Origin of the sequence: Variovorax sp. IB41 (assembly GCF_016405905.1) — a bacterium.
Lineage (GTDB): Bacteria > Pseudomonadota > Gammaproteobacteria > Burkholderiales > Burkholderiaceae_C > Variovorax.
On record NZ_JAEFCB010000013.1, the window covers coordinates 142262 to 167235 of the forward strand.

Genomic DNA, 24974 nt, shown 5'->3' on the forward strand with positions numbered 1-24974 from the left:
TCGCCGTCCGCCGCTCAGCGCACTTCGACGCTGGCCCAGTGGCCGTTGCCCTCGAGGGCCTTGGCCTCGGGCTCGTACACGCGGAACAGGCGCGCCGGCGGCAGCTTGAAGGTGCCGCGCTGCGCGAAGCGCACCAGGTGGCGCACGGTCAGCGGCGTGCCCGCCGCGAGCGTGTCCACCGGCACGGCGTAGCCCTGCGCGGTGGCCTGGCTCTGCGCGCGCTCCATCGGCTGCAACTTGCCGGCACTGTCGGCCATGTCGATGCCCCAGGTGCTTTCTTCCACCGCCGCGCCCGGCGGCAGCGCGGCCTCCACGAGGCTCCAGCGCATGGCCTTGGGGGCGGTGACGGTGAGCTGGTCCAGGTAGAGCGCGTTGGTGTCCAGCGGCGTGCCGGGCTTCACGGCCTCGAGCTTCACCGTGATGCGCCCGTCGTTGACCGTGGAGGCGGGCGCGCTTGGCGCCGGTGCCGGCGCGGGCTGGCCCGGCGCCGCTGCTGCTGCTGGCGGCTCGGGGGCCGGACGCGGCTGGGTGACCACGCGCCACAGCGTGCGCTCGACCTTGGCATCGAGCGCGGGTGCCTGCGCTTCGTTGCTCTCGTAGCTCACGAAGGCCCAGGCAGCCTTCTGTCCGGCGGGCAGTTCCAGCGTGGCCGGCGCGGCAGTGCCGGGCGGCAGGCGCCAGCCCGTGCCGGTGCCGTCGGTCGCGCGCACCCAGGGCGCGCCGAGGGACGGCGCATCCGTGGCGGCGAGCCTGCTCGCGCCGAGCGCGCGATGCAGCCACAGCAGCGTTTGCGCGCGGTCGATGGAGGGCGTGTCGGCACGGATCTGGCCGAGCACCGCCGCGGCCTTGTCGGCACCGGCGCGCTGCGTGGCCATGAGCAGCGCCTGCACCAGCGGCGCGTCCACGGCGGCCAGGCGCGCGGCGGCCTCGTCGGCGGCGGCGCGCGCCTTGGCGCTGGCAACCGCCGGCCCGGCAGTCTGCACTGCCAGCACGAGCGCCATGTCGCGGGTGTCCAGGGGATTGGGCGCGGCGGTGTCCACCATCGCGAGGCTGCCGCGGCGTTGCGCCAGCTGCGTGGCGTCGCTGGCCGATTGGGCGGCCAACTGGTCGGCGAGGCCGCCGGCCATCGAGCCCACGGGCAGGCCCATCTCCTGCATCCACGAGAGCGCGAGCGCGCGCTGCAGCGGCGGCAGCTTCTGGCCGTCCTTGGCGTACACGTCGAGCAGCCGCTGCCAGTTCGAGGCCGGCAGCGTCACGCGCAGCGCCTGGGTGGCGCGCCAGTCGGCGTAGTAGGCGTAGGCGGTGAGGAAGGCATCGTTGGGCATGCCGCGTCCCCACCAGCCGAACTGCGCCTGCGGGCCGGCCATCTGCGCGAGCGCGAGCCGCGCGGTGGCCAGGCGTTGCGCGAGCGCCGGCGCCATCGGCTGCTGCGCCGCCGACAGCGATTGCAGCGCGAGCGACAGCGGCAGCATGCGGCTGGCGGTCTGCTCCACGCCGCCGCGCGGGGTGTCGATCAGGGCGTCGATCTGCTGGCTGAAGGCGCCGGCCCCGGCGTCCTGCGCGAGCGAGACGCGCACGCGCGATGCGTCGGGCGGAAGGGCCAGCGGCGCATTGCCCGATGACATGTCGAGCGCCTTGTCGCGCGGCGCACGCCATGCCACGGGGATGCGGCGCACCGGCACGTCGAGCTTGTCGACCACGCGGTCGTCCTGGCGCAGCGTGACGGCGACCGCGCCGGTCCTGTCGGCGTCGCCGGCGGCGAGCGGCAGCGCGATGAAGTTGACGCCGGGGCGCACCGTGACGGTGTCCTTGCGCTCCACGCCCGCGCCGCTGGCGGTCCATTCGACCTTGGCGTCGCGCCCGGTCTGGTTGAAGAGCGCCAGCGAGGCCTGCGCCTTGTCGCCCTGGCGCTGCCAGTCGGGGCTGGTCCACTTGGCGTAGAAGGCCTTGTCCGAGCGCACCCAGCTCACCTGCTGGCCCACCGCGCCGGCGGCGCTCATGGCGCGGCCGGTGATGCGCCAGCGCGTGAGCGAATCGGGCATGGTGAAGCTGAAGCGGGTGTGGCCGGAGGCGTCGGTCGCCAGCCGCGGCTCCCAGGCGGCGGTGTCGATGTTGTCGCGGCGCGGGCGCTCCAGCACCTTCACCGCGCGGTCGTTCACCTGCCGCGCGCCCGGGAGCGTCCCCAGCTTGCTGGTCGCGAGGTCGTAGCCGATGAAGGAAAGGCTCGCGCTGGTGCGCACGTTGTTGCGGCGCGGGTGATAGAAGAAATCGCCGATGGCCGGGGCGATCTCGGGCTGCAGCACGTAGATCATCTCGTCGACCACGCCCACGGCCAGGTCGGTGGCCACGGGCTTGCCGGCCAGCGTGGCGCTCACGTCGATGGTGACGGTGTCGCCCGGCGCGTACACCGCCTTGTCGGGCGTGAAGGCCAGCGCGATGCGCTCCTGCTCGACCATGATCCCCTGGTTCTGGAACACGTAGTCGCCGTTCTTCACGTAGGCCACCGACAGCGTCATGTTGGGGCTCATGGCGTCGCGCACGGGGAGCGTGAACTTCCACTGCGTGGGGGCCACACGCTCGCTCTTGATCCAGTCGGCGCTGCGGCCCATGAGCGCGGTGGCTTCCACGCGGTCGCGCTCCAGCGTGAGAAGGGCGTTGTCCACGGGCTCGGGGAAGCTCACCAGCACCTGGGCCGTGTCGCCCGCGCGGTAGCTCGCGCGATCGAGCACCATGCCCACGCTGCCGGCGGGCGCCTTCACGCCGTCGCCGCTCACCCAATGGCTGGCGGCGCCGACGATGCGGCCCTTGTCGTCCAGCAGCGAGAGCGTGTAGCTGCCCGACGCCGGGAAGTTGACCGAGAGCGTGTCGCCCGCGGGCATGGGGCCGGACTGCTTGGTGCGGTCTTCCAGGCGCACCCATTCCCAGGTGGCGGGGCGCGCTGGCGTGGCGGTCGCGGCGGCCGCGTCGGTTGGCGCGACCGATGCCACGGTGGCGCCGGCGCGCTGGCTCGCCGCGAGCTTGAAGGCCACCGCCTGCCCCGGCTGGGAGAACTGGCGCTCGGCCGCGAGGCGGAACGAGACCGCGCCGCGCTCCACCAGGAGCTCGCGCGAGGTGCGCACGCGGTAGGCCGCGCCGTCGGTGGCCAGCGCGGTGAGCAGGTATCGGCTGGGCTCGGTGGCCGCGGGCAGCGAGAACTTCGCGACGCCATCGCCGTCGGTCTCCAGCTCGGCCTGCTGCAGTTTGACCGGGAACTGGCCCGCGTAGTCCAGCTCGCCGTTCACCATGGCCAGCTTCTGCGAGCGCGCCGTGAGGCTCACACGGGCACGCGCCACGGGCTTGCCGTCGGGGTAGTTCAGCTGCAGCTTGCCGCCGACGGCTTCGCCCGTCTTGAAGTCGGACTTCTCGGGCAGCAGCACGATGTCGAAATGCGGCTTCTGGTAATCGGCCACGCGGAAGGCCGCCGTGTAGGTGTCGCCGCCCATGGCCAGGCGCAGCTCGTAGCCGCCGGCCACGGCGTTGTCGGGCAGCGGGAAGCGCGCGTCGGCGCCCTTGGCACCGGAGAAGGCGAGCTTCTGCGCATGCACCACCTGGCCGGCCGGGTCGAGCACGGCGAGCGCCAGGTCGGCGTCTTTCAGGGCCACGGATTCGCGGGCGCTGCGGAATTCGCGCCCGCTCACCTTCACGTTCACCCAGTCGCCCGGGCGGTACAGCGGGCGGTCGGTCACGGTGTAGACCTTGGCGTTGTAGATCTCGCTGTCATAGTAGAAATTCTCGGAAATGAAGACGCCGCCCGCGGGGTCCTGGCCGAACACGTAGGTCTGCTCGGGCGATGGGCGGTCGAGCTTGACCAGGCCCTGGGCATCGGCCTCGCCGCTCTTGAGCACGCCCACGCCGTCGGTCCACACCACCTTGGTGCCGGCCACCGGCGCGCCGGCCGCGCGCTGCGCGGCCCACACCAGCATCTGGTCGCCCGAGACCTTGGTGATGGCCACGGTGTCCGAGACGAACAGCAGCGTGGTCGCGCGGAACTGGCCGCTGATGGCTTCCACCAGGTACAGCCCCGGCGCGCGCTTGCCCACCGGCACGAACACGTTGCCTTGCGAGGCGGTGATGAATTCGCTGCTGGAGCCTTCCAGCTTCACGCCCTTGGGCAGGCCGATCGGCTGGGCCTTGTGCACCGGGTAGCGGAAGCGCTCGACCACCGGCAGGCCCGGGATCGGGCGGAACTGCCGCGGCTCCTCGAAGACCGAGGGCTGGGTGAGCTTGGCGGGCGTCTTCAGTTCGGGCGCCTGCTGCGTCACCGCGCGCCGCGCGCTGGCCGAGAACATCCGCTGCCAGGCCAGGCGCGACTTGACCACCCAGCTGTCCCACAGGTGGGTCAGCGTGTTGGCCAGGCCCTCGTCGGCGGGGCGCGCGCCCACCTGCACGCGGTGCAGGTTCTTCTGCTTTTGCAGGAAGGCCAGGGCGTCGGGAATGCGGTAGACCAGCACGTCCACGCCGCCCACCTGTTCCAGCGCCGAGGGCTGGTTCACCTCCAGGCGCACGAGGGCCGTCTGGTCGCTCGCGAAGGTGGCGTCCGACAGCAGGAAGAAAGGCTCGCCGGTGTAGGGCGAGCGGCTGTTCTCCAGCGGCTGGGGCTGCGCATCGGGCGCCGCGTGGGTGGCGAGCGGCTGCATCGCCGCCAACGCGGTGGCCGCCGCGAGCGCGAGCGGAAAGAGACGCCGCAACAAGGGCCGCAGGGACTGGACGGGTGTGTGCATGGTCATCGTGCGAGAAAGGCGAGCCGGTAGACGCCGGCGAAATTGGGGTTGTCGTCGGACGGGCGCCAGCGCGTGTCGCTCCAGCCGAGCAGCTGGGTGGCGCGCACGGCGCGAAGGCCGTTGTCGCCGGGCTCCACGCGGCCGGTGTGATAGGCGATGTAGTTGCCCATCCACACCATCAGGTGCTGCTCGTCGCCCTGGTCGTAGAACAGCATGTCTCCCAGGAGCGCCTGCTGCAGCTGGCGCGTGACGAAGCGCGTGTTCTCCTGCACCAGCTCGAGCGCGCCGACGTAGGCGTCGCGCGTGCCGTCGGCGCGCCGCCAGGTGTTGCGCAGCGGCGCCGCGGCGGCCGGGTCGATGTCGGGCGGCAGGCGGCGCGAGAGGAGGCCGTTGGCGCGGCGCCAGGCCACGTCGTGTTCGCGCAGCGATTCGGCCACCGAGAAGCGCACCAGCCCCGCGCAGTCGCGGTGCGTCCAGCGCGGCGTGGGGCCGCGCTCGATCTGCTCGTGGATCAGCAGGGTCATCCAGTCGCGGAAATGCGCGGACTGTGCGCGATCGAGCGATGGCGTTGCCGCCGTTGCGGCAAGCGCGGGCAGCGCCGGCATCGCGGACGCCAGGGCCAGCGCCGCGCCCCGGCCGAGCGCCGTCCGGCGGTCGATGCCGGGCGTCATGAAAGGGCGCGTCACTTGGGCTGCTGCGCCGGTGCCGCGGCCGTCATCGCCTGCCACTCGACCGGCACCCAGCCGTTGCCGTCGCCCGCGCCTTGCGCCACGGCCCGTGCGGGCGGCAGCTTGCGCAGCGCATCCAGGCGCGGCACCAAGTGCTGGCGGGCGGCCTGGCGCAGGATCTCCTGGTCGGCGGGCAGCACGGCCATGGCTTCCCGCTGCAGCAGGTCGGCGATCTGCGCGGGCGCGCCGACCACCAGCGTGGCGCCGCCCGCCGGGGGCAGCGTATCGGCCACGCCCGGGTAGCGCTTGGCCTGCGTGTTCAGCGCGAGTTCGACCAGCTTGTCATCGGGCGAGAAGGCGACCCAGCGGCCCTGCCGCGTGAGGGTGGGCCGGTAGGCCTTGTCATCGCCATCGGCATACGGGCCCCACGGACCCTTCACCTGACTTTGCCACTTGCCGATGCCGGGTTTCGCGGCGGGGTCGGTGCTCGCGGCGTTGGTCGAGATCACCCAGCTCGCGAGGCCCGCGAGCGTCGCATCGGTCTCGGGGCCGGCGGAGGCCTTCAGCCGCGCGACGAAGAGCGGCGTGTGCAATTGCGAGCGGGCATACCAGCAGATGGCGGCGGGGCCGTCGAACTGCGCGGCCAGGGCCTTCATCGCATCGGCATTGGGAGGTTCGACCGGCTGGGTGTCGCCGGTGGCCGATGGCGGCGGCGGGGCGTCTTCCATCAGCTTTTCCATCTGCCCCCATTCGACCGGCAGCAGCGTGCAGGCGGCCGGGTTGGCCGGCAGCGCCGACCACAGCTCGCGGTCGCCCGGCGCGGCGGGCAGCGTGCCGGATGCCTTCACGCGCACGGAAGTGCGCAGCGCGGCGCCGTTCGACGCGACGTCGAAGCGAACCGCCTGCACGCCCGGAAAGAAATGCTGGTAGCCGAAGGACAGCAGCCGCGCATCGGCCACGATCGCCGAGCCGCCTGTTGCGCCGGCTGCACCCGTCGCACCGGCGGCCTGTTCACCCAGCCCGAAGCCGCGGCGCCACGCCGATTGCGAGCGGGCATCGCCGGACAGGAGCCCCGCCACCACCTCCAGCGCCGATGCGCTGGCCTGGCTTTCGTTGTTGAACAGCAGGCCCGCATCGCTCAGCACCACCACGCGGTTGCCTTGCGACAGCAGCACCAGCGTGCGGCGCGGCGACAGCACCAATGCGTAGGCATCGACGTCGCTCCCGTTGGCCTTCAGCGTGCCGATGATGCTCAGCTGCGAATCCTTAGCGGCGATGCCCGCCAGGCCCTGCAGGGCGGTGGCCACGGCGCCGCGGGTCATGGTCAGCGCCCAGTAGCGCGGGGCGCCCTTGGCATCGGGCCACCAGGCCATCTCGGCCGGCTCGTCCAGGGCGGTGGCCAGCAGCTGGTCGGACCAGGTGGTCTCGCGCTCGTAGGCGATGCGCTTGATCGCGCCGCGCAGGCTCAGCCGGTCTTCCTGGTCTTCGTAATAGAAGGCGAAATCCTCGGTGAGCACGTCGCGCACCACCGGTGCCTGCACGATGTCGCGCGGCAGGCGCGAGAGCGCGGGGGTGGAGATGTAGGCGAAGGGCGCCGCGAGGTCCACGTTCAGGGCGTTGATGTCGCCCTCGAAATGCGGCCGCCGCATCTTGACGACGGCCACGCCCGCACCCGCCAGCACGATGGCCGCGAGCGCCGCGGCCATCCATTTTTTTCTTGTGTCCATGAGTCCCTACCCGACATGAAGGCCGCGCCGCCCCCCGGCAGCGCGTGGCCGCGATTCTGGCAGGTCCGCAAGACGCTGACGCGGCGCCGGGCCGAAGCCGGTTCAGCCGATGACTTCGGGCCAGTCGGTGTGGAAGAACTGGCCTTCGGGCTTGTCGGTGCGCTCGTAGGTGTGCGCGCCGAAGAAGTCGCGCTGCGCCTGCAGGAGATTCGCCGGCAGCCGCTCGGTGCGGTAGCTGTCGTAGTAGGCGAGCGACGCGCTGAACGCCGGCACCGGGATGCCGTTGCTCACGGCGAGTGCCACCACCTCGCGCCAGTTCTGCTGCGTGCGGTTCAGGAGGTCCTTGAAGAACGGATCGAGCATCAGGTTGCCCAGCGCCGGATCGGTGCGGAAGGCATCGGTGATGCGGTTCAGGAAGCGCGCGCGGATGATGCAGCCGCCGCGCCAGATCGACGCGATGCCGCCCAGGTCGAGCTTCCACTCCTTCTTGTCGCCCATCGTCTTGATGAGGTCGAAGCCCTGCGTGTAGCTGATCGCCTTAGAGGCATAGAGCGCGTCGTGCACCTTGGCCACCAGCGCCTTCTTCTCCAGGGACAGTTCGATCTTCGGCCCCTGCAGCACCTTGCTGGCCGCCACGCGCGCCTTCTTCTGCGAGGAGAGCACGCGCGCCTCGACCGCGGCGTTGATGGTGCTGATGACCACCGCGTTCTCGGCCGCGTTGATCAGCGTCCACTGGCCCGTGCCCTTCTGGCCGGCCTTGTCCAGGATCATGTCGACGATGGGATTGCCGGTTTCCGGGTCCTTCTGCTCGAGCGCCTTGGCGGTGATCTGGATCAGGTAGCTCTGCAGCTCGCCGTCGTTCCATTCGTTGAAGATGGCAGCCATCTCGTCGGTCGTGAAACCGGCTGCCTTGAACAGGCTGTAGGCCTCGCAGATCAGCTGCATGTCGCCGTACTCGATGCCGTTGTGCACCATCTTCACGTAGTGGCCCGCGCCGCCGGGGCCGATGTGAATGACGCAGGGCTCGCCGTCCACCTTGGCCGCGATGCTCTCGAAGATCGGCTTCATCACCTCCCAGGTGGAGAGCGGGCCGCCCGGCATGATCGAGGGGCCCTTGCGCGCGCCTTCCTCGCCGCCCGAGACGCCGGCGCCGATGAAGCGCAGGCCCTTGCTCGAGAGGTACGCGTCGCGGCGCTCGGTGTCGGTGTAGAGGCTGTTGCCGCCGTCGATGACGATGTCGTCCTTGTCCAGCAGCGGAATGAGTTGCTCGATCACCTGGTCCACCGGCGCGCCGGCCTTCACCATGATCTGGATCTTGCGGGGCTTGGCCAGGCTCTGGACGAACTCCTCGAGCGTCTTGGTGCCGACCAGTTTCTTGCCCGGGTTCGCGGCGACGAAGGCCTCGGTGGTGGCCTCGGTGCGGTTGTAGACGCTGACCTGGAAGCCGCGGCTTTCCACGTTCAGCACGAGGTTCTGGCCCATGACGGCCAGGCCGATCAGTCCGAAATCGCTTTGCTTGCTCATGTGTGTTGCGCCCTTCATGCGTATGCGGTTGGTGGTGGTCGTAGTGACGGTCATTGTGCCGGGGGCCACCGCCGCCCGCCGTCGGAGGGCGTCTATACCCGCTTGGCAAACGCGCCCGGGCTGGCTATGTTGCGGGATGACCCATGCCGTCACTCAAGTCACCCAAGTCACTCCCGCCGCCATCCAGACCTGGTCGACCGACGCCGTGCCGCAGCCCCAGCGCCTGGACTACTGGATCGGCGCGATCTGCGAAGGTTTCCTCGAAATGGACGTGACCAGCAGCCAGGCGCGCACCTTCGGCGCCACGCTCGAATCCGTGCCGCTCGGGCCCCTGGGCGTGAACCGGGTGCGCGGCACGGCGCAGGACGTCTACCGCACCCGCCGCGCCATCGCCCACAGCCGCAGCAACTACTACTACCTGCTCTGCAAGACCGATTCGCCCTGGGTGGTCGTGCAGGAAGACCGGTCCGCCCGCATGCTGCCGGGCGACGTGGTGCTGGTCGATTCGCGGCGCTGCTACGCCTTTCACTTCCTGCAGTCGGCCGACACGATCTCGATCGAACTGCCCACCGCGTGGGTCGAGTCGTGGCTGCCCGATGCCGGCGACCTCGTGGCCCAACGCATCGACGGACGCACCGGCTGGGGCGGCGTGCTCGGCAGCTTCGCGCAGCAGCTCTCGCCCGAGGTGGCCGCCAAGCCGCCGCTGCCGCCGGCGCTGCTGACCGACCAGTTGGGCGGGCTGCTTTCGCTGGCGTTCGGGCAACCGGTTGCCATGCCCGACCAGGGCGGCCGCGCCGAACTGCGCCGGCGCGTGCTCGACGCCACCCGCGAGCGCCATGCCGAGCCCGGCCTCACCGCCGCGGCCGTGGCGCGCGAGCTGGGCATTTCGGAGCGCAGCCTGCACCGGTGCGTGGCCGATGGCGCCACCACCTTCGCGACCGCGCTCACCGGCTTTCGCATGCAGGTGGCGCAACGCATGCTGGCCGATGCGCGCTTCGACCGGTTGAGCGTCGCCGAGATCGGCTCTCGCGTGGGGCTCGCCGACGCCTCGCACTTCGTGCGGCAGTGCCGCCGGCACCTGGGGCGCACGCCGGGCGAGCTGCGGCGGCTGCGTTGAGGTGCTGACGCGCGCTCAGAAGTTGTGCGAGATGCCGAACTGCAGCCCTCTGGCCGCGCGGCCCGGCGTGCTGGCCGGCGACGAGTCGGCCACCACGTAGGCGGCGTTCCCGCGGTTGCGCACGAGCGAGTAGGTGCCGTACAGCGCGGTGCGCTTGCTCAGGTAGTGCACGTAGCCGACGGCGTATTGCGTCGCGTCGTCGTTGTCCAGGCCGGGCCCGGAGCGGTTGGAGCGCGCGACCGACACCTTGATCACGCCCGCGCCGACGGGCACGCTCACGCCCAGCATCGCGTTGACCTGCTTGTCGCCCTCGGTCTTCTGGCGGTAGTAGTTCGCGTAGAGCTTGGCGAGGCCGAAGTCGTAGGTGCCGCCCAGGGTCGCCACGGTGTAGTCGTTGGGGCCGACCGGCGTCACGCCGTAGGCCGCGGCGACGTCGACCGTGCCGTTGGTCCAGCCCACGCGCCCGCCGCGGTAGCGCGCGCCTTCTTCGCCTTCGGGCAGGGCGTACATCGCCTGGCCGTAGAAGCCGCCCAGGCCTTTGGGCAAGAAGTAGCCCACCGAGTTGTTGGCGCGTGCCAGCGTGCGCGCACCGCCGAGGCCGAAGGGCCAGCCCTCCACGATGTTGGCCGAGCCGCCGACGCCCACGGTGCCGAAGGGCGAGAACTGCGAGATGTTCCAGAACGTGGGCGTGTAGTCGCGCCCGAGCCGCAGCTCGCCGAAGCTGTTGTGCGACAGGCTCACCGTGGAGCGCCGGTGAAAGCCCGTGCCCTGGATCTCGCCGGTGTCGGGCAGCAGCGCCATCTCCAGCCAGAAGCTCGCGGCGAGGCCGCCGCCCAGGTCCTCCGTGCCGCGAAAGCCCAGGCGGCTGGGGAAGATGTTGCCGCCCTGGTCCATCGACTTGACCGAGCGGCCGTCGCTCTTCGAGTAGGTTACGTTCATGTCCAGCGTGCCGAAGACCTGGACGCTCGATTGCGCCGTGGCGCTCGCGCTGGCGGCGATGCAGATCGCGCCGGTGACGGCGTGCGGCAATCGGCGGCGAATTCGAAAGGGAAGGGTGGTGATCCTCATGGGTGTCTCCTCGTTGTAGAAATGAATTGGCGTGCGTCGGCGCACGGCGCCTGCACTGCAGGCACCGCGGCGTGGGAACTTCGGGAAAGAAAAAGCGGCGCCGCGTTCAGCCGCGCCGGGGCAGCGTCAGTCGATGCGGATGTTCTTGGCCTTGATCAGCCGGCCCATGGCCTGCGCCTCGCGCTCGACGGCGGCTGCCGCTTCGGCGGGCGTGCTGCCGATGGGATCGAGCCCTGCCTCGTTGATGAGCCTCACCATCTCGGGCGAATGCGTGATGGCGACGATCTCCTTGTGCAGGCGTTCCACGACCGCCGGCGGCGTTTTCGCAGGCACCCAGAAACCGAGCCAGGTGAACACCTCCACGCCCGGATAGGTTTCCGAGAGCGTGGGCACGTCGGGCGCCGCGGGGCTGCGCTTGCTGCCCGTGTAGGCCAGGGCCTTGAGCCGCCCCGACTTGATGTTGGCCAGCGCCGAGACGGGCGGCTCGAAGCCCAGCTGCACCTGGCCACCGAGCAGGTCGGGCGCGGCGCTCTGCTTGTAGGGCACGTGCAGCAGCTCGATGCCGGCCGCCTCCTGGAACAGCTCGAAGCCCAGGTGCGAGGTGGTGCCGGAGCCGTACGAGGCGAAGGAAATCTTGCCCGGCTCGCGCTTGGCGAGCGCGACCAGTTCGGGGATGTTCTTCGCCGGCACCGCGCTGTTGGCCACGATGAACGAGCCGCCCTTGAGCGCCTGGGTCACGGGCACGAGGTCGTGCTTCGCGTCGTAGGGCATCTTCGAGAGCAGGAACGGCGTCATCGTGAACGGGTTGCTGGTCGAGAACAGGATCGTGTAGCCGTCGGGCGCCGCCTTGGCCACCGCATCGGTGCCGATGGAGGCCAGCGCGCCGGGCCGGTTCTCCACCACCACCGGCGTCTGCAGCGCGCGGCCGAGCCGGTCGGCATAGGCGCGCGCGAAGATGTCGGAGCCGACACCCACGGGCGTGGGCGTGATGATCTTGATCGGGCGCGATGGCCAGGGCGCGCCCTGGGCCCAGGCGGACTCGAAGGTGCTTGACGCGGCCAAAGCGATGAATGCAGCGAGCAGCGAGTGGGTGAGTTTTTTCTGCATGGTTTGTCTCCGGTATTTCTTGTATTCGGGGCGCGACGCTTAGGCGGCGTCGCCGGGCAGTGGCGGGTAGGCCGTGGCATCCAGGCCCGGCACCGTCACGCGCGACGGATCGTTGCCGTGCGCCTGCAGTTGCTCGACGGCGTAGTCGGTCACGCAGCCCGAGAGCAGCTGGCGCGGGTCTTCGAGCACCACGCGCAGCCGCGTGTTCAGCGCGCGCCAGTCATCGGGCCCGGCGATGGCCGGCATCTCGGCGACCGCGCGGGTGTCGACATCGAGCACGGGGCGCACGGTCGAGCCGGGCTCGTAGCGCGGATAGCCCTCGTACATCAGCGCGCCGAGTTCGCTCACGGCATGCGTGTGCGCCCAGAGCTGGCGCATCGGCGTCTCGAAGGCGCGGAGAGCCGCCATGTCGTTGGCGGCGCCGGGCGCGAACTCGCCCGCGTGCGGCGCGATGAAGAGCCGGTCGAGCGAGAGCGTGTGGCGCGAGGCCCCCAGGATCATCGCGGCCACCGAGTTGGTGGTCCAGGTCACGCCGGCGGTCGGCCGGCCCTGGCGCCCCACGACCAGCGCCATGGCGCGCGACCAGTCGATGGCATGGCGCTCCAGCCAGCCGATCACGCGGTGGCTGATGTCCATGCCGACCAGGAAGAAGGTCGCGATCATCACGGCATTCATCGGCACCGTGGCGCCGACGGCGGTGCCTGTGCCTTCGAGGTAATGCGTGCGCATGTCCTCGGGCGTGAAGAGCTCGGGGCGCGCGAGCACGCGCTCGAGATATCGCTCGGTCAGCGCGCACGAGTAGTGCACCAGCTTCGCGATCTTCTCTTCGCGCCCCCGGTAGGCCGGCACCGCGATCGTGTCGCGCCACAGCGCCACCGAGTTGGCTTCGCGCGCGATGCGCGTCGCGGCCAGCAGCCGCCCGGCCTCGGTGCGCCACAACGCGCCTTCGCGGTCGACCAGGCGCATCTTGAGGATCGACGCCACCGCCGGTCCGTGGTGCGAGATGCCGGCCAGTTCCTTGAAGCCGCGCGTGGACAGGCGAAAGCCCTGCACCTCGGGGTCGCGGCCGTTGCCGGGGAACAGCACCACGTCCGCGCTGGTGGCCACGATGAGCGGGTCGCCCGCTGTCGCTGCGCCGGTCAGCGCGGCGAGGTTCGCGCCGATGCCCTTCGGGCCGCCTGTGTAGGTTTCGAAGAGCCGCAGCAGTTCGGGGCTCTGGTGGCTCTGCGGCGATACAGGAAGCTGATTCATTCGGGCTCCTTGCCTGCCGCGAGGTCGAGGCGGTACACGCGGCTCGGCGTGCGAAACCGCACCTCGCCGCTGAGGCTGTTCGTGACCACGAGGTAGCGCCGGCCTTCCGATTCGAAACAGGTCGCGTCGGTGCCGCCGGAGGTCGGGAACTCGCCGACCGGGACCATGAGCCCGTCCTGCATGCGCGAGATCGTCGACTGCAGCCGCGGGATCGGCGCCTCGCGCGTGCCGTGCAGGAAGTTGATCTGCACCAGCCGTCCGCCATCCGCCGTCGGTATCCATTCGAACTCGCGGCCGCCCGGGCCGCTGAGCACCTGGTGCGGTTCGAAGCGGCCGTCGGTCCAGCGGAAGAGCACGGTTTCTTCATGCAGGCAGGCGAACGCGAGCCAGGTGGCGCCGGCCGTTTCGAAGCAGCAGAAGGCGCGCCCGCTCTTGCCGTCGAATTCCTGGAAGGGCTCGAAGGCGTCGCCGTTCCAGCGCAGCAGCTGCGAGGGCACCGCATGGTCGGCATAGGCCAGCAGCTTCTGTCCCTCGACCTCGAAGAAGGCCCAGTTGTAGCCCCAGCCCGAACGCACCGTCTGGCCCTTGGCGAAGCGCTCGCCGTCCCATTCGAAGAGGCACGATTCCGCGCCGGGCGCGAGCGGCGCGTCGCCGTGGGTCACGCCCTGCGCGAGCGCGAGGAAATGACGGCCCTCGATCTCGAAGTGGGTCCACTGCTTGGCCGCCGAGGTCGGGATGCGCTGGAAGACGTCGAAGCGGCCGTCCACCAGTTCGAAGATCGTCGAGTGCGTGTCCAGCGCGTAGGGGCCCGAGCCGGTGCGCAGGCTCGCCGTGGCGAGAAATGCGCGGGTGCCGATGCAGAAGAACTCGGCGTCCTCGCCGCCCGGCACCGGCAGGCGCGCGTGTTCGACGAACTGCCCGCTTTCCCAGCGGTAGACCAGCGCCTCGACGTCGCTGTTGCCCAGCGTCATCTGCGCGGGCTGGCCGGCGATGTCTTGCGCCAGTTGCGGCACCACGAGGTAGCGTGTGCCGGCGTGCGTGAAGACCTCGGCGGCGCGTGCGCCGGAGGTGTCGAGTTCCTGGAGGCAATGCATGAGGGGCATGAGAGGCATGAGGGTGAGGTCGGTCATGGGTCAGAAGCCGAACAGGCGCGCGGGGTTGTCGGCCAGCACCTTGCGGCGCGCGGCCGCATCGGGAATCCAGTCGGCCAAGAGGTTCAGCAACTCGCCGGTGTCGCGCCCGCCCTCGGGGATGTGCGGCCAGTCGCTGCCCCAGATGACGCGGTCGGGCACGGCCTCGACGATCGCCTGCGCGAGCGGCCTGAGGCGTGCGTAGTTGCCGTCTTTCGCGAGGCGGTAGGGACCCGACAGCTTGAACCAGCCGCGCCCATCGGCGACGGCGCGCAGCAGGCGGTCGAAGTCGGCGCGGGTGAGGCCGTCGCTCTCCAGCATGTAGCCCATGTGGTCGATCACGAAGTCCGATTCGAGATCGGGCAGCACCGGGATCAGGTCGCGCACGACCCAGCCCGGTGTGTAGAACTGGACGTGCCAACCGAGCGGCGCGATGCGCCGGATGCTGCGCTCGATGTAGGCGTGCAGTTCGGCCGTGGGCAACTGCGCGCGGAGGAACAGGTCCAGCCGCAGCGCACGCACGCGGCGCGCGTGCATCGCGCGAAGTTCCTCTTCAGGCACCTCGTCCGTCACCATCGCGACGCCGCGCGCGCGGTCGCCCACGGCGTCCAGCGCATCGAGCATGCAGCGGTTGTCGGTGCCGTAGAAGCTGGGCTGCACGATCACGAAGCGTTCGATGTCCAGCACGCCGAGCGCGCGCCGCAGCTGCGCGAGATTGCCGTCCGGCAGCGTGTAGTGCGGGTGCGCGACGTGCGGGTACGGCTCGGCGGGGCCGAAGACATGCACGTGCGCATCGCAGGCGCCGGCGGGCACCTGGAAGGCCGCGCGGGTGAGGGTCTGCGCGTCGCGCATGGGCTTGGAAGTGAGGATCTCGTGGGTCATGGTCGAGCGATGGCGGAAGAAAAGGAAAAAAAGGAAAAAAAGGGAGGCGTTCAGTCGAGCTTGATGCGGCCGCTCGCGAGCAGCGCGCGCAGGCGCCCGATCTCGCCGGCGACGGTGCGCTGCATTTCCGCGGGGTCGCCCGACGCGGGCTCGAAGCCCTGCGCCGTCAGCGACTCGCGCAGCTTCGGGCTGGCCAGCGCGCGTTGCCAGGCCCGCAGCACCGCCTGCTTTTCGGCGGCCGGCGTGCCGGTGGGCAGCACGAGGCCGACCCAGGAGCGGTATTCGTAGGTGCGCAAGGCGGGCACACCGGTTTCGGCGTAGCTGGGCACCTGCGGCAGCATCGCCCAGCGCCGGGACGATGTGGCCGCCAGGGCCCGCACCCGGCCGCTCTGCACGAGCGGGACGATGGGCGCGGTGGCGTAGAGCATCAGGTCCACCTCGCCGCCGGCCAATGCGGCCATCACCTGCGCCTCGCCTTTGTATGGGATGTGGCGCGCATCGATGCCCAGCGTGTGCAGCAGCTCCTCGCTTTGCAGGTGCAGGCTGGTGCCGATGCCGAAGGAGCCGTAGGTGAGCTCGCCCGGATGGGCCTTCGCGTACTGCACGAGTTCGGCCATGTCGGCCACCGGCAGGCCGGCGCGCACGGCCACCACGCCGGCGTTGGTCGCAGCGATGCCCAGGGCGTCGAAATCAGTCAGCGGGTCGTAGCCGGGCGCCTTGTCGACCACCGGATTGACCGAGGCGATGGACGGCGACACCGCGATCAGCGTATGGCCGTCGCGCGGTGCGCGCAGGGCGGCCTGCACGCCGATCTTGCCCGCCGCGCCCAGGCGGTTGTCGACCACCACGGGGTGGCCCAGCGCGGCCGACAGGTCGGGCGCGAGGAGCCGCGCGACGCGGTCGATGGGGCCGCCGGGCGGCGCGGGCACGATGATCGTGTAGGCCTGCGGCGCGGCGGCAGAGGCGGTGCCCAGCAGCAGGCCCGCCGCGACAAGCAGCGCCCGCCAGTCAGGCCGCGCGCGCATGCGGCTTCTCCGCGGCAATGGATGCATGGGCGGCCAGCGCGCCGCGCACGCGCTCGTGCATCGCGGTGAGCAGCACGTCGGTGTCGATGCCCGTCATGAGGAAGGGCGCCGCGCCGCGCGCGAGCAGCTCGGCGTTCAGCGCCGCGTCGGCGATGCCGCCGATCGACAGCGGCGTGCCGGCGCGCGCGCAGGCTGCGAGCGCGGTGTCCAGCGCGTGCTGCACCAGCGGGTGGCGGTAGTCGCCCGGCACGCCGAGTTCGGCGCTCAGGTCGTTGCAGCCGATGCTCACCAGATCGACGCCGGGAACGCGCGCGATCGCCTCGGCGTTCTCGATGCCCAGCGGGCTCTCGATCAGCACGTTGACGACCACCGTATCGTTGGCCAGGCGGTAGGTCTCGGCCGCCGGCAGCCGGCGATAGCCGAACTGCGGCAGCGCGGCGATGGCCGAGCGGTGGCCGTGCGGCGGAAAGCGGCAGGCGGCGGCCAGGTCGGCGGCCTGCGCGGCGGTCTCCACGCGCGGAAAGATCAGGCCAGACGCGCCCGCGTCGAGGAGCCTGCCGATGGCGCCGTACTCGCGCTCGGGCACGCGCACCAGCGCCATCAGGCCCAGGTCGTGCGCCGCGGCGCAGATCGCGCCGGCCGCATCGAGCGGGATGGTGCTGTGCTCCAGGTCGATCCAGATCGCGTGGTGGCCGCTCGCCTTGGCCAGCCGGGCGACATCGGTGGTGCGCGCCATGCGGATGCCGAAGGCCGCGAGGGGCTCGCCGCGGGCCAGCCCCTGGATCAGCGGGTGGCCCTGGAACGGGCGGGGTGCAGGGTGCGCCTGCGGCTTGTCTCTGCTTGTCATGCAGGCATCGTAGGCAAGCTGTCTTATATTTGGAAATACCGATTGTTGTCGGTTTTCAATACCTGGGAAATATCATGGAACTGCGCCACCTGCGCTATTTCGTCGCGGTTGCCGAGGAGCTGAGCTTCACGCGCGCCGCGCAGCGCCTGCACATCGCGCAGCCGCCGCTGAGCGTGCAGATCCAGGCGCTCGAGGAGGAGCTGAAGGTGCGGCTGCTCGAGCGCGACAAGCGGCGCGTGTTCCTCACGCAGGCGGGGCGCCATTTCCTGGAGCGGGCGCGCGGCATCCTGCAGGATGTGGAAACGGCCAAGGGCGAGGCGCAGAGCGCGGCCTCGGGCGAGGTGGGGAGCATCGCGCTGGGCTACACGGCGTCGTCGATGCTGTCGCCGGCGATGCCCGGCGCCATTCTTCGCTTCCGGAAACAGCATGCGCGGGTGGTGCTGACCTTGAAGGAAATGACCTCGCTGGAACAGCTCGACGCGGTGCACGGGCGCAGCCTCGACATTGCCGTGCTGCGCCGCCCGAACGTCGAGATTCCGACCGGCATCACCGTGGAGGAGTGGTACCAGTCGCCGCTCACGGCCGTCGTGCCGCGCGAGCACCGGCTCAGCGGCAAGCCGCTGCGCATTGCCGACCTGCGCGACGAGCCGCTGGTGATGTACCCGCGCAATGCCGGCATCGGGCTCTACTGGAAGGTGCAGGACCTGTGCGCCAAGGCGGGCTTCCGGCCGCGCATGGTGCAGGAGGCGCGCGAGGCATCGACCATCGCGGGGCTGGTGGCCGCCGGCGTCGGCATCGCGCTGGTGCCGGGCGACACGCGCTGCATCCAGCTGGACGGCGTGGTCTACCAGACGGTGCTCGACAAGGAGGCCGTCTCCAGCCTCTACCTGGCGCACCGTCAGGCGGACCCCAATCCGTATGTGGACCTGATGCTCAAGGAGCTTCGCGCGGCGCTCAAGCGCAGGGCGAAGCGCCGGGTCGCGTCGTAGCGCGCTGCCACCGCAGCGTTCGCAGCGTTTCAGATGCTGCGCAGGTTGACCCGCTGGGACAGCGCCTCCGCGCTCTCCTTGCGTTCGCTGTAGCGATCGACCAGGTGGTCCGCGCAGTCGCGCGTGAGCAGCGTGAACTTCACCAGTTCTTCCATCACGTCGACCACGCGCTCGTAATAAGGCGAGGGCTTCATGCGGCCGTCGTCGTCGAACTCCATGAAGGCCTTGGCCACCGACGACTGGTTGGGGATCGTGAGCATGCGCATCCAGCGGCCGAGCACGCGCAGCTGGTTCACCGCGTTGAACGACTGCGAGCCGCCCGACACCTCCATCACCGCGAGCGTCTTGCCCTGCGTGGGGCGCACCGAGCCGACGGCCAGCGGGATCCAGTCGATCTGCGCCTTCATGATGCCGGTCATCGCGCCGTGGCGTTCGGGCGATGTCCACACCATGCCTTCGGACCATTGCGCGAGCGCGCGCAGCTCCTGCACCTTCGGGTGGTCTTCGGGTTCGGCGTCGGGCAGCGGCAGGCCGCGCGGATCGTAGATGCGCGGCTCGGCGCCCATCGCGCGCAAGAGGCGCGCGGCCTCCTCGGTCAGCAGGCGGCTGTAGGAGCGCTCGCGCACCGAGCCGTAGAGCAGCAGGATGCGCGGCGCATGCGTCGCGTGCATCGCGCGCGTGGCGGGCAGCAGCGCCTGCAGGTCGGGCTTGCGAAAGGCTGCGGCGTCGAGGTGGGGGAGATCGTCAGGACTTGGGAACACGCTGGCCTTTCGCGTCGATGACGGCTTGCCCGTCTTCCTTGGTGAATGCGCCGCGCTGCGGGCGCGGAAGAATGTCGAGCACCGCTTCGGACGGCCGGCACAGGCGCGTGGCGATCGGCGTCACCACGATCGGCCGGTTGATGAGGATCGGGTGTTGCAGCATGAAGCCGATGAGTTCGTCGTCGCGCCACTTCGCATCGCCGAGGCCGAGCTCGTCATACGGCGTTCCTTTCTGGCGCAGCACCTCGCGCACCGGCACGCCCATCGCCGCGATCAGCCGCTGCAGGGTGGCGCGGTCGGGCGGGGTCTTCAGGTACTCGATGACGGTGGGCTCCTCCCCCGTGTTGCGGATCAACGCGAGCACGTTGCGCGACGTGCCGCAGGCGGGGTTGTGATAGATGGTGATGTCGGTCATGGCCCAGCAAGGGTAGGGAGAGTCAATCGGAGCGCGAGCGCGGCCAGCGCCGCGAGCAGCACGGGCACGGTCAGCACGATGCCGACCCTGAAGTAGTAGCCCCAGGCGATGCGCGTGCCCTTCTTCTCGAGCACGTGCAGCCAGAGCAGGGTGGCGAGGCTGCCGATGGGCGTGATCTTCGGGCCGAGGTCGCAGCCGATCACGTTGGCGTAGACCATCGCGTCTTTCACGAGGCCGCTCGCGCCCGATGCATCGATCGAGAGCGCGCCGACCAGCACCGTCGGCATGTTGTTCATGACCGACGACAGCGCGGCCGCGAGAAAGCCGGTGCCCAGGGCCGCGCCCCAGACGCCGCCCTGCGCGAAGACGTCCAGCAGCGAAGCGATCCGGGCCGTGAGTCCCGCGTTGCGCAGGCCATAGACCACGAGGTACATGCCCAGCGAGAACACGACGATCTGCCACGGCGCGCCATGCAGCACCCTGCGCGTGCTGATGACATGGCCGCGCGCGGCCACCGCCAGAAGAAGGGCGGCGCCCGCGGCCGCCACCGCGCTCACCGGCACGCCCAGCGGCTCCAGCCCGAAGAAGCCCACGAGCAGCAGCACCAGCACGACCCAGCCCGCGCGGAACGTCGCGGGGTCGCGGACCGCATCGGCCGGCGCCCTGAGCTGCGCCACGTCATAGCGCGCGGGAATGCCGCGGCGGAAATACAGCATCAGCACCGCAAGGCTGGCGAGCACCGCCGCGATGTTCACGGGGACCATTACCGACGCATAGGCGTTGAAGCCGATTCCGAAGAAGTCGGCCGAGACGATGTTCACCAGGTTCGACACGACGAGCGGCAGGCTGGCCGTGTCGGCGATGAAGCCGGCGGCCATCACGAACGCGAGCGTGGCCGCGGGCGTGAAGCCGAGCGCTGCGAGCATGGCCATCACGATGGGCGTGAGGATCAGCGCCGCGCCGTCGTTGGCGAAGAGCGCCGACACCGCGGCGCCCAGCAGCACGATGAATGCGAAGAGCCGCCGGCCGTGCCCGCCACCCCAGCGCGCCACGTGCAGCGCGGCCCATTCGAAGAAGCCGGCCTCGTCGAGCAGCAGGCTGATGAGGATGACGGCGATGAAGGTCGCGGTCGCGTTCCACACGATGCCCCAGACGACCGCGATGTCGGACAGGTGGACCACGCCGAAAGCCAGGGCGAGCACCGCGCCGAGCGAGGCGCTCCAGCCGATGCCCAGGCCGCGCGGCTGCCAGATCACCAGCACGAGGGTGAAGACGAAGATCAGGACGGCGGACAGCATTCGAGCGAAGGCTTTTTTTGTCTCAGCAATCGCAGGCCGCGGCCTTGCCGTCGACCGCGCACGCTTCGCCTTCGCAGCAATGCTCGGTGAGGTAGCCGAGCAGGCCATTCATCCGATCGAACGACGCGCGGCAGATGAGGTTGCGGCCCTGCCGCTCCTGCGAGATCAGGCCCGCATGCACGAGCTCCTTGAGGTGGAAGGACAGGCCCGTCGCCGGGACCCCCAGCGTCTTGGTCAGCGCGCCGGGCGTGAGGCCCGAGGGGCCGGCCACCACGAGGGCGCGAAAGACGCGCAGGCGTATCGGCTGCGCCAGCGCGGCCAGGGATCGGACGACGTCGTTTTCTTCCATCATTCAAGTATCGTTGAATTATTGAATGATGACAATCCCGACGCGTGGCGCGAACCGGCCATGGCCCTGGCAGTCCGCGGCCATCCGCATCGCGCAGCGGTTCCTACAGTCGTGCTCCCTGCCACCCGCGAAAAAGGAGACACCCATGTCCGACACCTATGTTCTCGTCCACGGCGCCTGGCACACCGGCGCGGAAATCGAAGCCGTGGCCGAGCACCTGCGCAAAGCCGGCCACACCGTGCATTGCCCGACGCTCGCAGGCAACCGCGCCGGCGACGACCGCGCGACGACCACCCTCGAAGACGCCATCGACTCGGCCGTGCGCTACATCGAAGAGAAAGACCTGACCGACGTGCGCCTGGCAGGCCACAGCTACGGCGGCATGGTGATCTCCGGCGTGGCGGACCGCATCGCGCAGCGGTTGAAGCGCCTCGTCTACATCAACGCCTTCGTGCCGCTCGACGGCGAATCGCTCAACGACATGGTGCCGCCGCACTACATCGCGATGTTCGACGCCATCGCCGGCGCGAACGGCAACGCCGTGACCTTGCCGTTCGAGGTGTGGCGCGATGCCTTCATCAACGATGCCGACCTCGCGCTCGCGCAGGCGGCCTACGAAAAGCTCAACCCGCATCCGTACCGAACCTTCACCGACAAGATCCGGTTGAAGCAACCGCTCGCGGCGCTCGCGCTGGGCAAGTCCTACGTCAATTGCCAGCAGGACATCGCGCTGCCGCACAGCCTGCCGTGGCACCCGCGCCTGTCGGAGCGGCTGGGGCTTTTCAGGCTGGTGGAGTGCCCCGGCAGCCACGAGATGTTCTTCTCGAACCCCGCGCGGCTCGCGCAGGCGATCGCGGAGGCGGGGCGCGACTGATGAGGCGCTTGCTCAACCGCGGTTTCCTTCGATATTCAGCCTGTCAGGTATATCCACAGTGCACCTGCGTTGTGGTATTTGATATAAATCCCGAGAAATAAACGAACTCGCTATTTAGTCAATAAATTCAATGCTACGAATGAGTTTGAGAGCGCAGAGTGTCAAATCACCCTCGATGCCATTTCCCTTCTGCCCGACTTGCCCATCGCACAGTGCTTTGGGTGGGCGTGGGGCACGCATTGTGCATCGAAACCGTTCTATTCTGAAATCTCACACTCTGTTGCTAGCGCATTCATGACGCGATTTTTCAACAATGCTACTTCGACCTGAATATCGTACCCACTCCAAGTGCCATCAAAAGGGGTGAGCAGTTTCAGTTTCGCGTCGAGATCATCGACTTCATCAGAGGCTGAATTTGCGGCCTGCTTGCACCGCCCGGCGTTAAGTTTTTTCGTTAGAGCCTGAGTTGCCGATGAAATCTCATTTAGCTGTCTTTCATAGCAAGTTCCAGCGATATTTCCACACCCTCCGAAATTGCAGTCATTTCTGGCTGGCTTGGTCTCTTGCATGCATGCACGGAACTCATTTTTTGACTCCAACACCATGTCTTTTGCAAAAGCAGGAAAAGCAAAATGAAAAAAAACCACGAAACAGAGAAATTTCGATTTCATTGCCGTTGCGCTTGATAGTTAACCAAAATATTCGCAGTCGCCCTGCCATGAATGATTTGGATTTGCGCTTCGTCGGAGCGGGGCGAAAAATCGCTTAAATATTGAATCACAAACAACGCATACGCTTGCCTCTCTAAGTACCCGTAGCCTCCGCCGTTCACAAGGACGGACGCTCTTCCAATGGCTGCCGATGTCATTCCCTGATCGCAAACTCGGTTGATATTGATTTGACGATTGCCGATAGCTTTCGAGATCCAGTACCAGCCTGCGGAGTCGCAGGCGTTGTAGGGGTCGCTTGAAATTATTTCTGGATCGTACCGGGGGAACCATACTTGTTGAATTCCACCGTCGCGGGGGTTTGCCCAGTAATGAATCGATGTAGTAGTAATTCTGTTCCATTGGTCTGTATAAGCGCCCGTCGAATCGGGAAGCGAAGCCGAAGTTCGAAAACTTCGATACCCATCAAAGTTTTCTGGCCAAGTCAATTGCATCATGCCTCGCCCAAAAAAACGGTATAGAACTCCATGGCAGGTGCCGGCCAATGGCCGTTTGAATTTTGTCGCCCTTGTCCAATTTCCTTCATTGTTCTGATGATATCGGTTTCTATGAATACTTGACCTAGAAAGTGAGCAAGGCGAAAACCAATTCCAATTCCGTATTTTCTGGTGACCCTGTTGAATTCATTGGAGTAGGTTGAAAATCTTTGCAAAGCGGTTACCCAGCCAATATTCACCGGGTCAGTTCTGGGTGGATTAAGTCCATACTTGTAAGATCGGCGGGGCAGCAGTTGCGCCAATTCCTCTTTCCCTAACCACCCACACATCCTGAGGTGCTTGATGAATTCCCTTGGATGGAAGTGCCAGTGTTTGATCGTCAGTCGGTTTTGGTCTTCGGCAGGCAGGTCTTCCCAGAAGCAGAGTTTCTGCGCGAAGTCCGCCATTTCCGTGAAGTCGGTTTCGTCTTCCAGCGGGTACGGCATATGGGGGTTGCCGGTCTCCCTTGTCCATGCCCAGCGCTTGCGCACTTCATCCTTTGCCCATTCGGTCGGAAACTTGCAGATGGTCCTGGCCAATTTCTCCTGCACTTCGGATTTGCACAGGTTGTGCATGCGATCGGCTGCTTTCTGCGCTGGTGTGGGAGCCGCCGTGGCGCCGGATTGAGGTGACGCCGTGGCGCCCGGTGGAGGCGGCGAGGTCAGCATCGCGTTCATCACCGTTGAGTCGCAGCGACTGTTGTCGTCGGCAACGTCGTCATCGATCAGCTTCCAGCCTGACCAATGCGGAAAATCGGCGTCGCTGAATTTCCTGGTGTTGGCGGCATTCAGATTGATCCAGACGCCGCCCGGCTGGCCCGGCACGGCGACCTTGCGCCAATGGGCTGCATTCGCAGGCAAGGGGTCGGTGCCCAGATTGCGACCGAAACGCAGCAGTTCGTACCAGCCGCTGGGGCTGCTGATGAGTTGGTCGGCTGTGCTCAAGCGGCGATGGCGCGCGCCTGCTTCGGTATAGAGGTTGTATTCGGCATCGGTTTCTCGGGGCGCCGTACCCACGATGTCGCCGTTGAGCTTGTGAGTGGTGAGCGTGGCGCTACCCGCTTCATACCTCATGCCAATGATCAGGTCGTCGTTGCCACTGTCCCCCGCAGCCGCCGGCAGGGTGACGCCGACCGGCTGGGCGCTGTAGCACGCGGTCTTGGCGGGCACCAGCACGTACGCCTGGCCGTAGACCGCGTCAGTGCGGCCGTTGCCACCGAGGGCCAACTCACCCGTGGTGCGGCCGACGAGCCTGAGGGTGTCGGCGTCGCCCGCGATGATTTCCAGATGAATGCGGTCGCTCTCGCCGTGGATGGTGCCAGCCAGCCCGAGCCTGTCCTTGCGATAGATGGCCCTGCCGACAGGGGGCAGAGCGTGGTCCAGTTGCCGCAGGTGTTGGGTGATGGAGTAGTAGGTCACGGTGACGGGCGTGGTGCCCTGTGCGCCGATCTCGGTCACGTGGCGGATCACGACGCAACCGGTCGAGTGGTCCTCGTTGTCGTAGCGCGCGTTGCCCGCGGCGCGCCTGAAAATCACGATGCCGTCGGCGATGGCGCGCACGGGCTCCATGTTGGTCGGCGCATGGATGTGAAGGCCGCCGTGCCAGCCCATGGCCTGGCTGACCGGATAAGCGCCGCTGCCAACGATGCCACCGGGCATGACGTCCTTGACGCACTGCCCGTCGTAGACGGGGATGTCGCTGAGCGAGAGAAAAGGGGGGCTGATGATCATGTCGATCGAGCTTCAGACAGAGAAACGAAACTTGCCGTTTTTCTTCGGCAGCACCTGGGGCAGGTCGAAGGAGGCGATGGCCACAGGCAGGCTGTCGGGCCCTGCAAAGCTGTGCGTGGCCGCATGCTCGCGCCAGATGCCTTGGGTGCCGTGCACGATCCCCGAGGCATTCCACCGCGTGTAGCTGCTTGCCCCGTTGATCAGGATCTCTTCCTTGGCGGTGATGCTGATCCGGTTGGCCTCCAGCT

22 protein-coding genes are annotated in these 24974 nt (G+C 68.5%); 3 read left to right on the plus strand and 19 right to left on the minus strand.

The window, feature by feature from the left end; translation table 11 throughout:
• Positions 1-14: 14 nt before the first annotated feature.
• The 4 genes from JC881_RS22295 to gnd form a co-directional block, all read right to left on the minus strand.
• Complete coding sequence (locus tag JC881_RS22295; protein ID WP_198787856.1) at positions 15-4760, minus strand: MG2 domain-containing protein; 4746 nt, start codon at positions 4758-4760, stop codon at positions 15-17.
• Between the two features lie 2 nt (positions 4761-4762).
• Entirely contained in the window at positions 4763-5431 is a 669-nt protein-coding gene (locus JC881_RS22300; protein WP_198787886.1) for a DUF1175 family protein, read from the minus strand.
• Between the two features lie 11 nt (positions 5432-5442).
• Positions 5443-7155: a DUF2138 family protein gene (locus JC881_RS22305; RefSeq protein ID WP_198787857.1), complete on the minus strand. Its 1713-nt coding sequence runs from the start codon at positions 7153-7155 to the stop codon at positions 5443-5445.
• 102 nt (positions 7156-7257) lie between these two features.
• Positions 7258-8679 carry a decarboxylating NADP(+)-dependent phosphogluconate dehydrogenase gene (gnd, locus tag JC881_RS22310; protein WP_198787858.1) on the minus strand — a complete coding sequence of 474 codons (1422 nt, stop codon included), beginning with the start codon at positions 8677-8679 and terminating at the stop codon, positions 7258-7260.
• Positions 8680-8815: 136 nt separating this feature from the next.
• Between gnd and JC881_RS22315 the strand changes: the two genes are divergently transcribed.
• Entirely contained in the window at positions 8816-9796 is a 981-nt protein-coding gene (locus tag JC881_RS22315; RefSeq protein ID WP_198787859.1) for a helix-turn-helix domain-containing protein, read from the plus strand.
• 15 nt (positions 9797-9811) lie between these two features.
• Here JC881_RS22315 and JC881_RS22320 read toward each other — a convergent pair whose 3' ends face one another.
• From JC881_RS22320 to JC881_RS22350, 7 genes are all read right to left on the minus strand, one after another.
• Positions 9812-10864 (minus strand): porin, encoded by a 1053-nt coding sequence (locus JC881_RS22320; protein ID WP_198787860.1) that lies wholly within the window; start codon positions 10862-10864, stop codon positions 9812-9814.
• A gap of 126 nt (positions 10865-10990) precedes the next feature.
• On the minus strand, positions 10991-11971 hold the full coding sequence (locus JC881_RS22325) for a Bug family tripartite tricarboxylate transporter substrate binding protein (RefSeq protein WP_198787861.1): 981 nt from the start codon (positions 11969-11971) through the stop codon (positions 10991-10993).
• A 39-nt stretch (positions 11972-12010) separates the two neighbouring features.
• Positions 12011-13222, minus strand: a complete 1212-nt coding sequence (locus tag JC881_RS22330) for a DUF5624 domain-containing protein (protein WP_198787862.1) — start codon at positions 13220-13222, stop codon at positions 12011-12013.
• On the minus strand, positions 13219-14352 hold the full coding sequence (locus JC881_RS22335; protein ID WP_198787863.1) for a hypothetical protein: 1134 nt from the start codon (positions 14350-14352) through the stop codon (positions 13219-13221). The genes JC881_RS22330 and JC881_RS22335 overlap by 4 nt, the downstream gene beginning before the upstream one ends.
• A gap of 3 nt (positions 14353-14355) precedes the next feature.
• On the minus strand, positions 14356-15234 hold the full coding sequence (locus tag JC881_RS22340) for an amidohydrolase family protein (RefSeq protein ID WP_198787864.1): 879 nt from the start codon (positions 15232-15234) through the stop codon (positions 14356-14358).
• A 50-nt stretch (positions 15235-15284) separates the two neighbouring features.
• The gene (locus tag JC881_RS22345) at positions 15285-16259 is read right to left on the minus strand and encodes a Bug family tripartite tricarboxylate transporter substrate binding protein (RefSeq protein ID WP_198787865.1); all 975 of its coding nucleotides are present in this window, start codon (positions 16257-16259) and stop codon (positions 15285-15287) included.
• On the minus strand, positions 16243-17106 hold the full coding sequence (locus tag JC881_RS22350; protein ID WP_198787866.1) for an HpcH/HpaI aldolase family protein: 864 nt from the start codon (positions 17104-17106) through the stop codon (positions 16243-16245). Before JC881_RS22350 ends, JC881_RS22345 begins: the two co-directional genes overlap by 17 nt.
• A 74-nt stretch (positions 17107-17180) precedes the next feature.
• Here JC881_RS22350 and JC881_RS22355 point away from each other — a divergent pair, with 74 nt between their 5' ends.
• On the plus strand, positions 17181-18095 hold the full coding sequence (locus tag JC881_RS22355) for a LysR substrate-binding domain-containing protein (RefSeq protein ID WP_198787867.1): 915 nt from the start codon (positions 17181-17183) through the stop codon (positions 18093-18095).
• A gap of 29 nt (positions 18096-18124) precedes the next feature.
• Here the strand turns inward: JC881_RS22355 and arsH are convergent, their stop codons facing one another.
• Genes arsH through JC881_RS22375 form a run of 4 tightly spaced genes read right to left on the minus strand, consistent with a single transcriptional unit; the run spans position 18125 to position 20918 of the window.
• A complete protein-coding gene (gene arsH, locus JC881_RS22360; RefSeq protein ID WP_198787868.1) occupies positions 18125-18856 on the minus strand; it encodes an arsenical resistance protein ArsH in 732 nt (243 codons plus the stop codon).
• Positions 18840-19271 carry an arsenate reductase (glutaredoxin) gene (arsC, locus tag JC881_RS22365; RefSeq protein WP_198787869.1) on the minus strand — a complete coding sequence of 144 codons (432 nt, stop codon included), beginning with the start codon at positions 19269-19271 and terminating at the stop codon, positions 18840-18842. Before arsC ends, arsH begins: the two co-directional genes overlap by 17 nt.
• A complete protein-coding gene (locus tag JC881_RS22370) occupies positions 19268-20569 on the minus strand; it encodes an arsenic transporter (RefSeq protein ID WP_198787870.1) in 1302 nt (433 codons plus the stop codon). Before JC881_RS22370 ends, arsC begins: the two co-directional genes overlap by 4 nt.
• 22 nt (positions 20570-20591) lie before the next feature.
• Positions 20592-20918 carry an ArsR/SmtB family transcription factor gene (locus tag JC881_RS22375; RefSeq protein ID WP_198787887.1) on the minus strand — a complete coding sequence of 109 codons (327 nt, stop codon included), beginning with the start codon at positions 20916-20918 and terminating at the stop codon, positions 20592-20594.
• A gap of 145 nt (positions 20919-21063) precedes the next feature.
• Here JC881_RS22375 and JC881_RS22380 point away from each other — a divergent pair, with 145 nt between their 5' ends.
• Positions 21064-21792, plus strand: a complete 729-nt coding sequence (locus tag JC881_RS22380) for an alpha/beta fold hydrolase (RefSeq protein ID WP_198787871.1) — start codon at positions 21064-21066, stop codon at positions 21790-21792.
• 257 nt (positions 21793-22049) lie between these two features.
• On the opposite strand, the gene JC881_RS22385 is transcribed toward JC881_RS22380, so the two are convergent.
• The 4 genes from JC881_RS22385 to JC881_RS22400 all read right to left on the minus strand — a co-directional run.
• Positions 22050-22463, minus strand: a complete 414-nt coding sequence (locus JC881_RS22385; protein WP_198787872.1) for a hypothetical protein — start codon at positions 22461-22463, stop codon at positions 22050-22052.
• On the minus strand, positions 22460-22957 hold the full coding sequence (locus JC881_RS22390) for a hypothetical protein (protein WP_198787873.1): 498 nt from the start codon (positions 22955-22957) through the stop codon (positions 22460-22462). Before JC881_RS22390 ends, JC881_RS22385 begins: the two co-directional genes overlap by 4 nt.
• The gene (locus tag JC881_RS22395) at positions 22954-24726 is read right to left on the minus strand and encodes a M23 family metallopeptidase (protein WP_198787874.1); all 1773 of its coding nucleotides are present in this window, start codon (positions 24724-24726) and stop codon (positions 22954-22956) included. The genes JC881_RS22390 and JC881_RS22395 overlap by 4 nt, the downstream gene beginning before the upstream one ends.
• Positions 24727-24738: 12 nt before the next feature.
• Positions 24739-24974 (minus strand): DUF2345 domain-containing protein (locus JC881_RS22400; protein WP_198787875.1); only part of this gene is annotated, 236 nt, incomplete at its 5' end.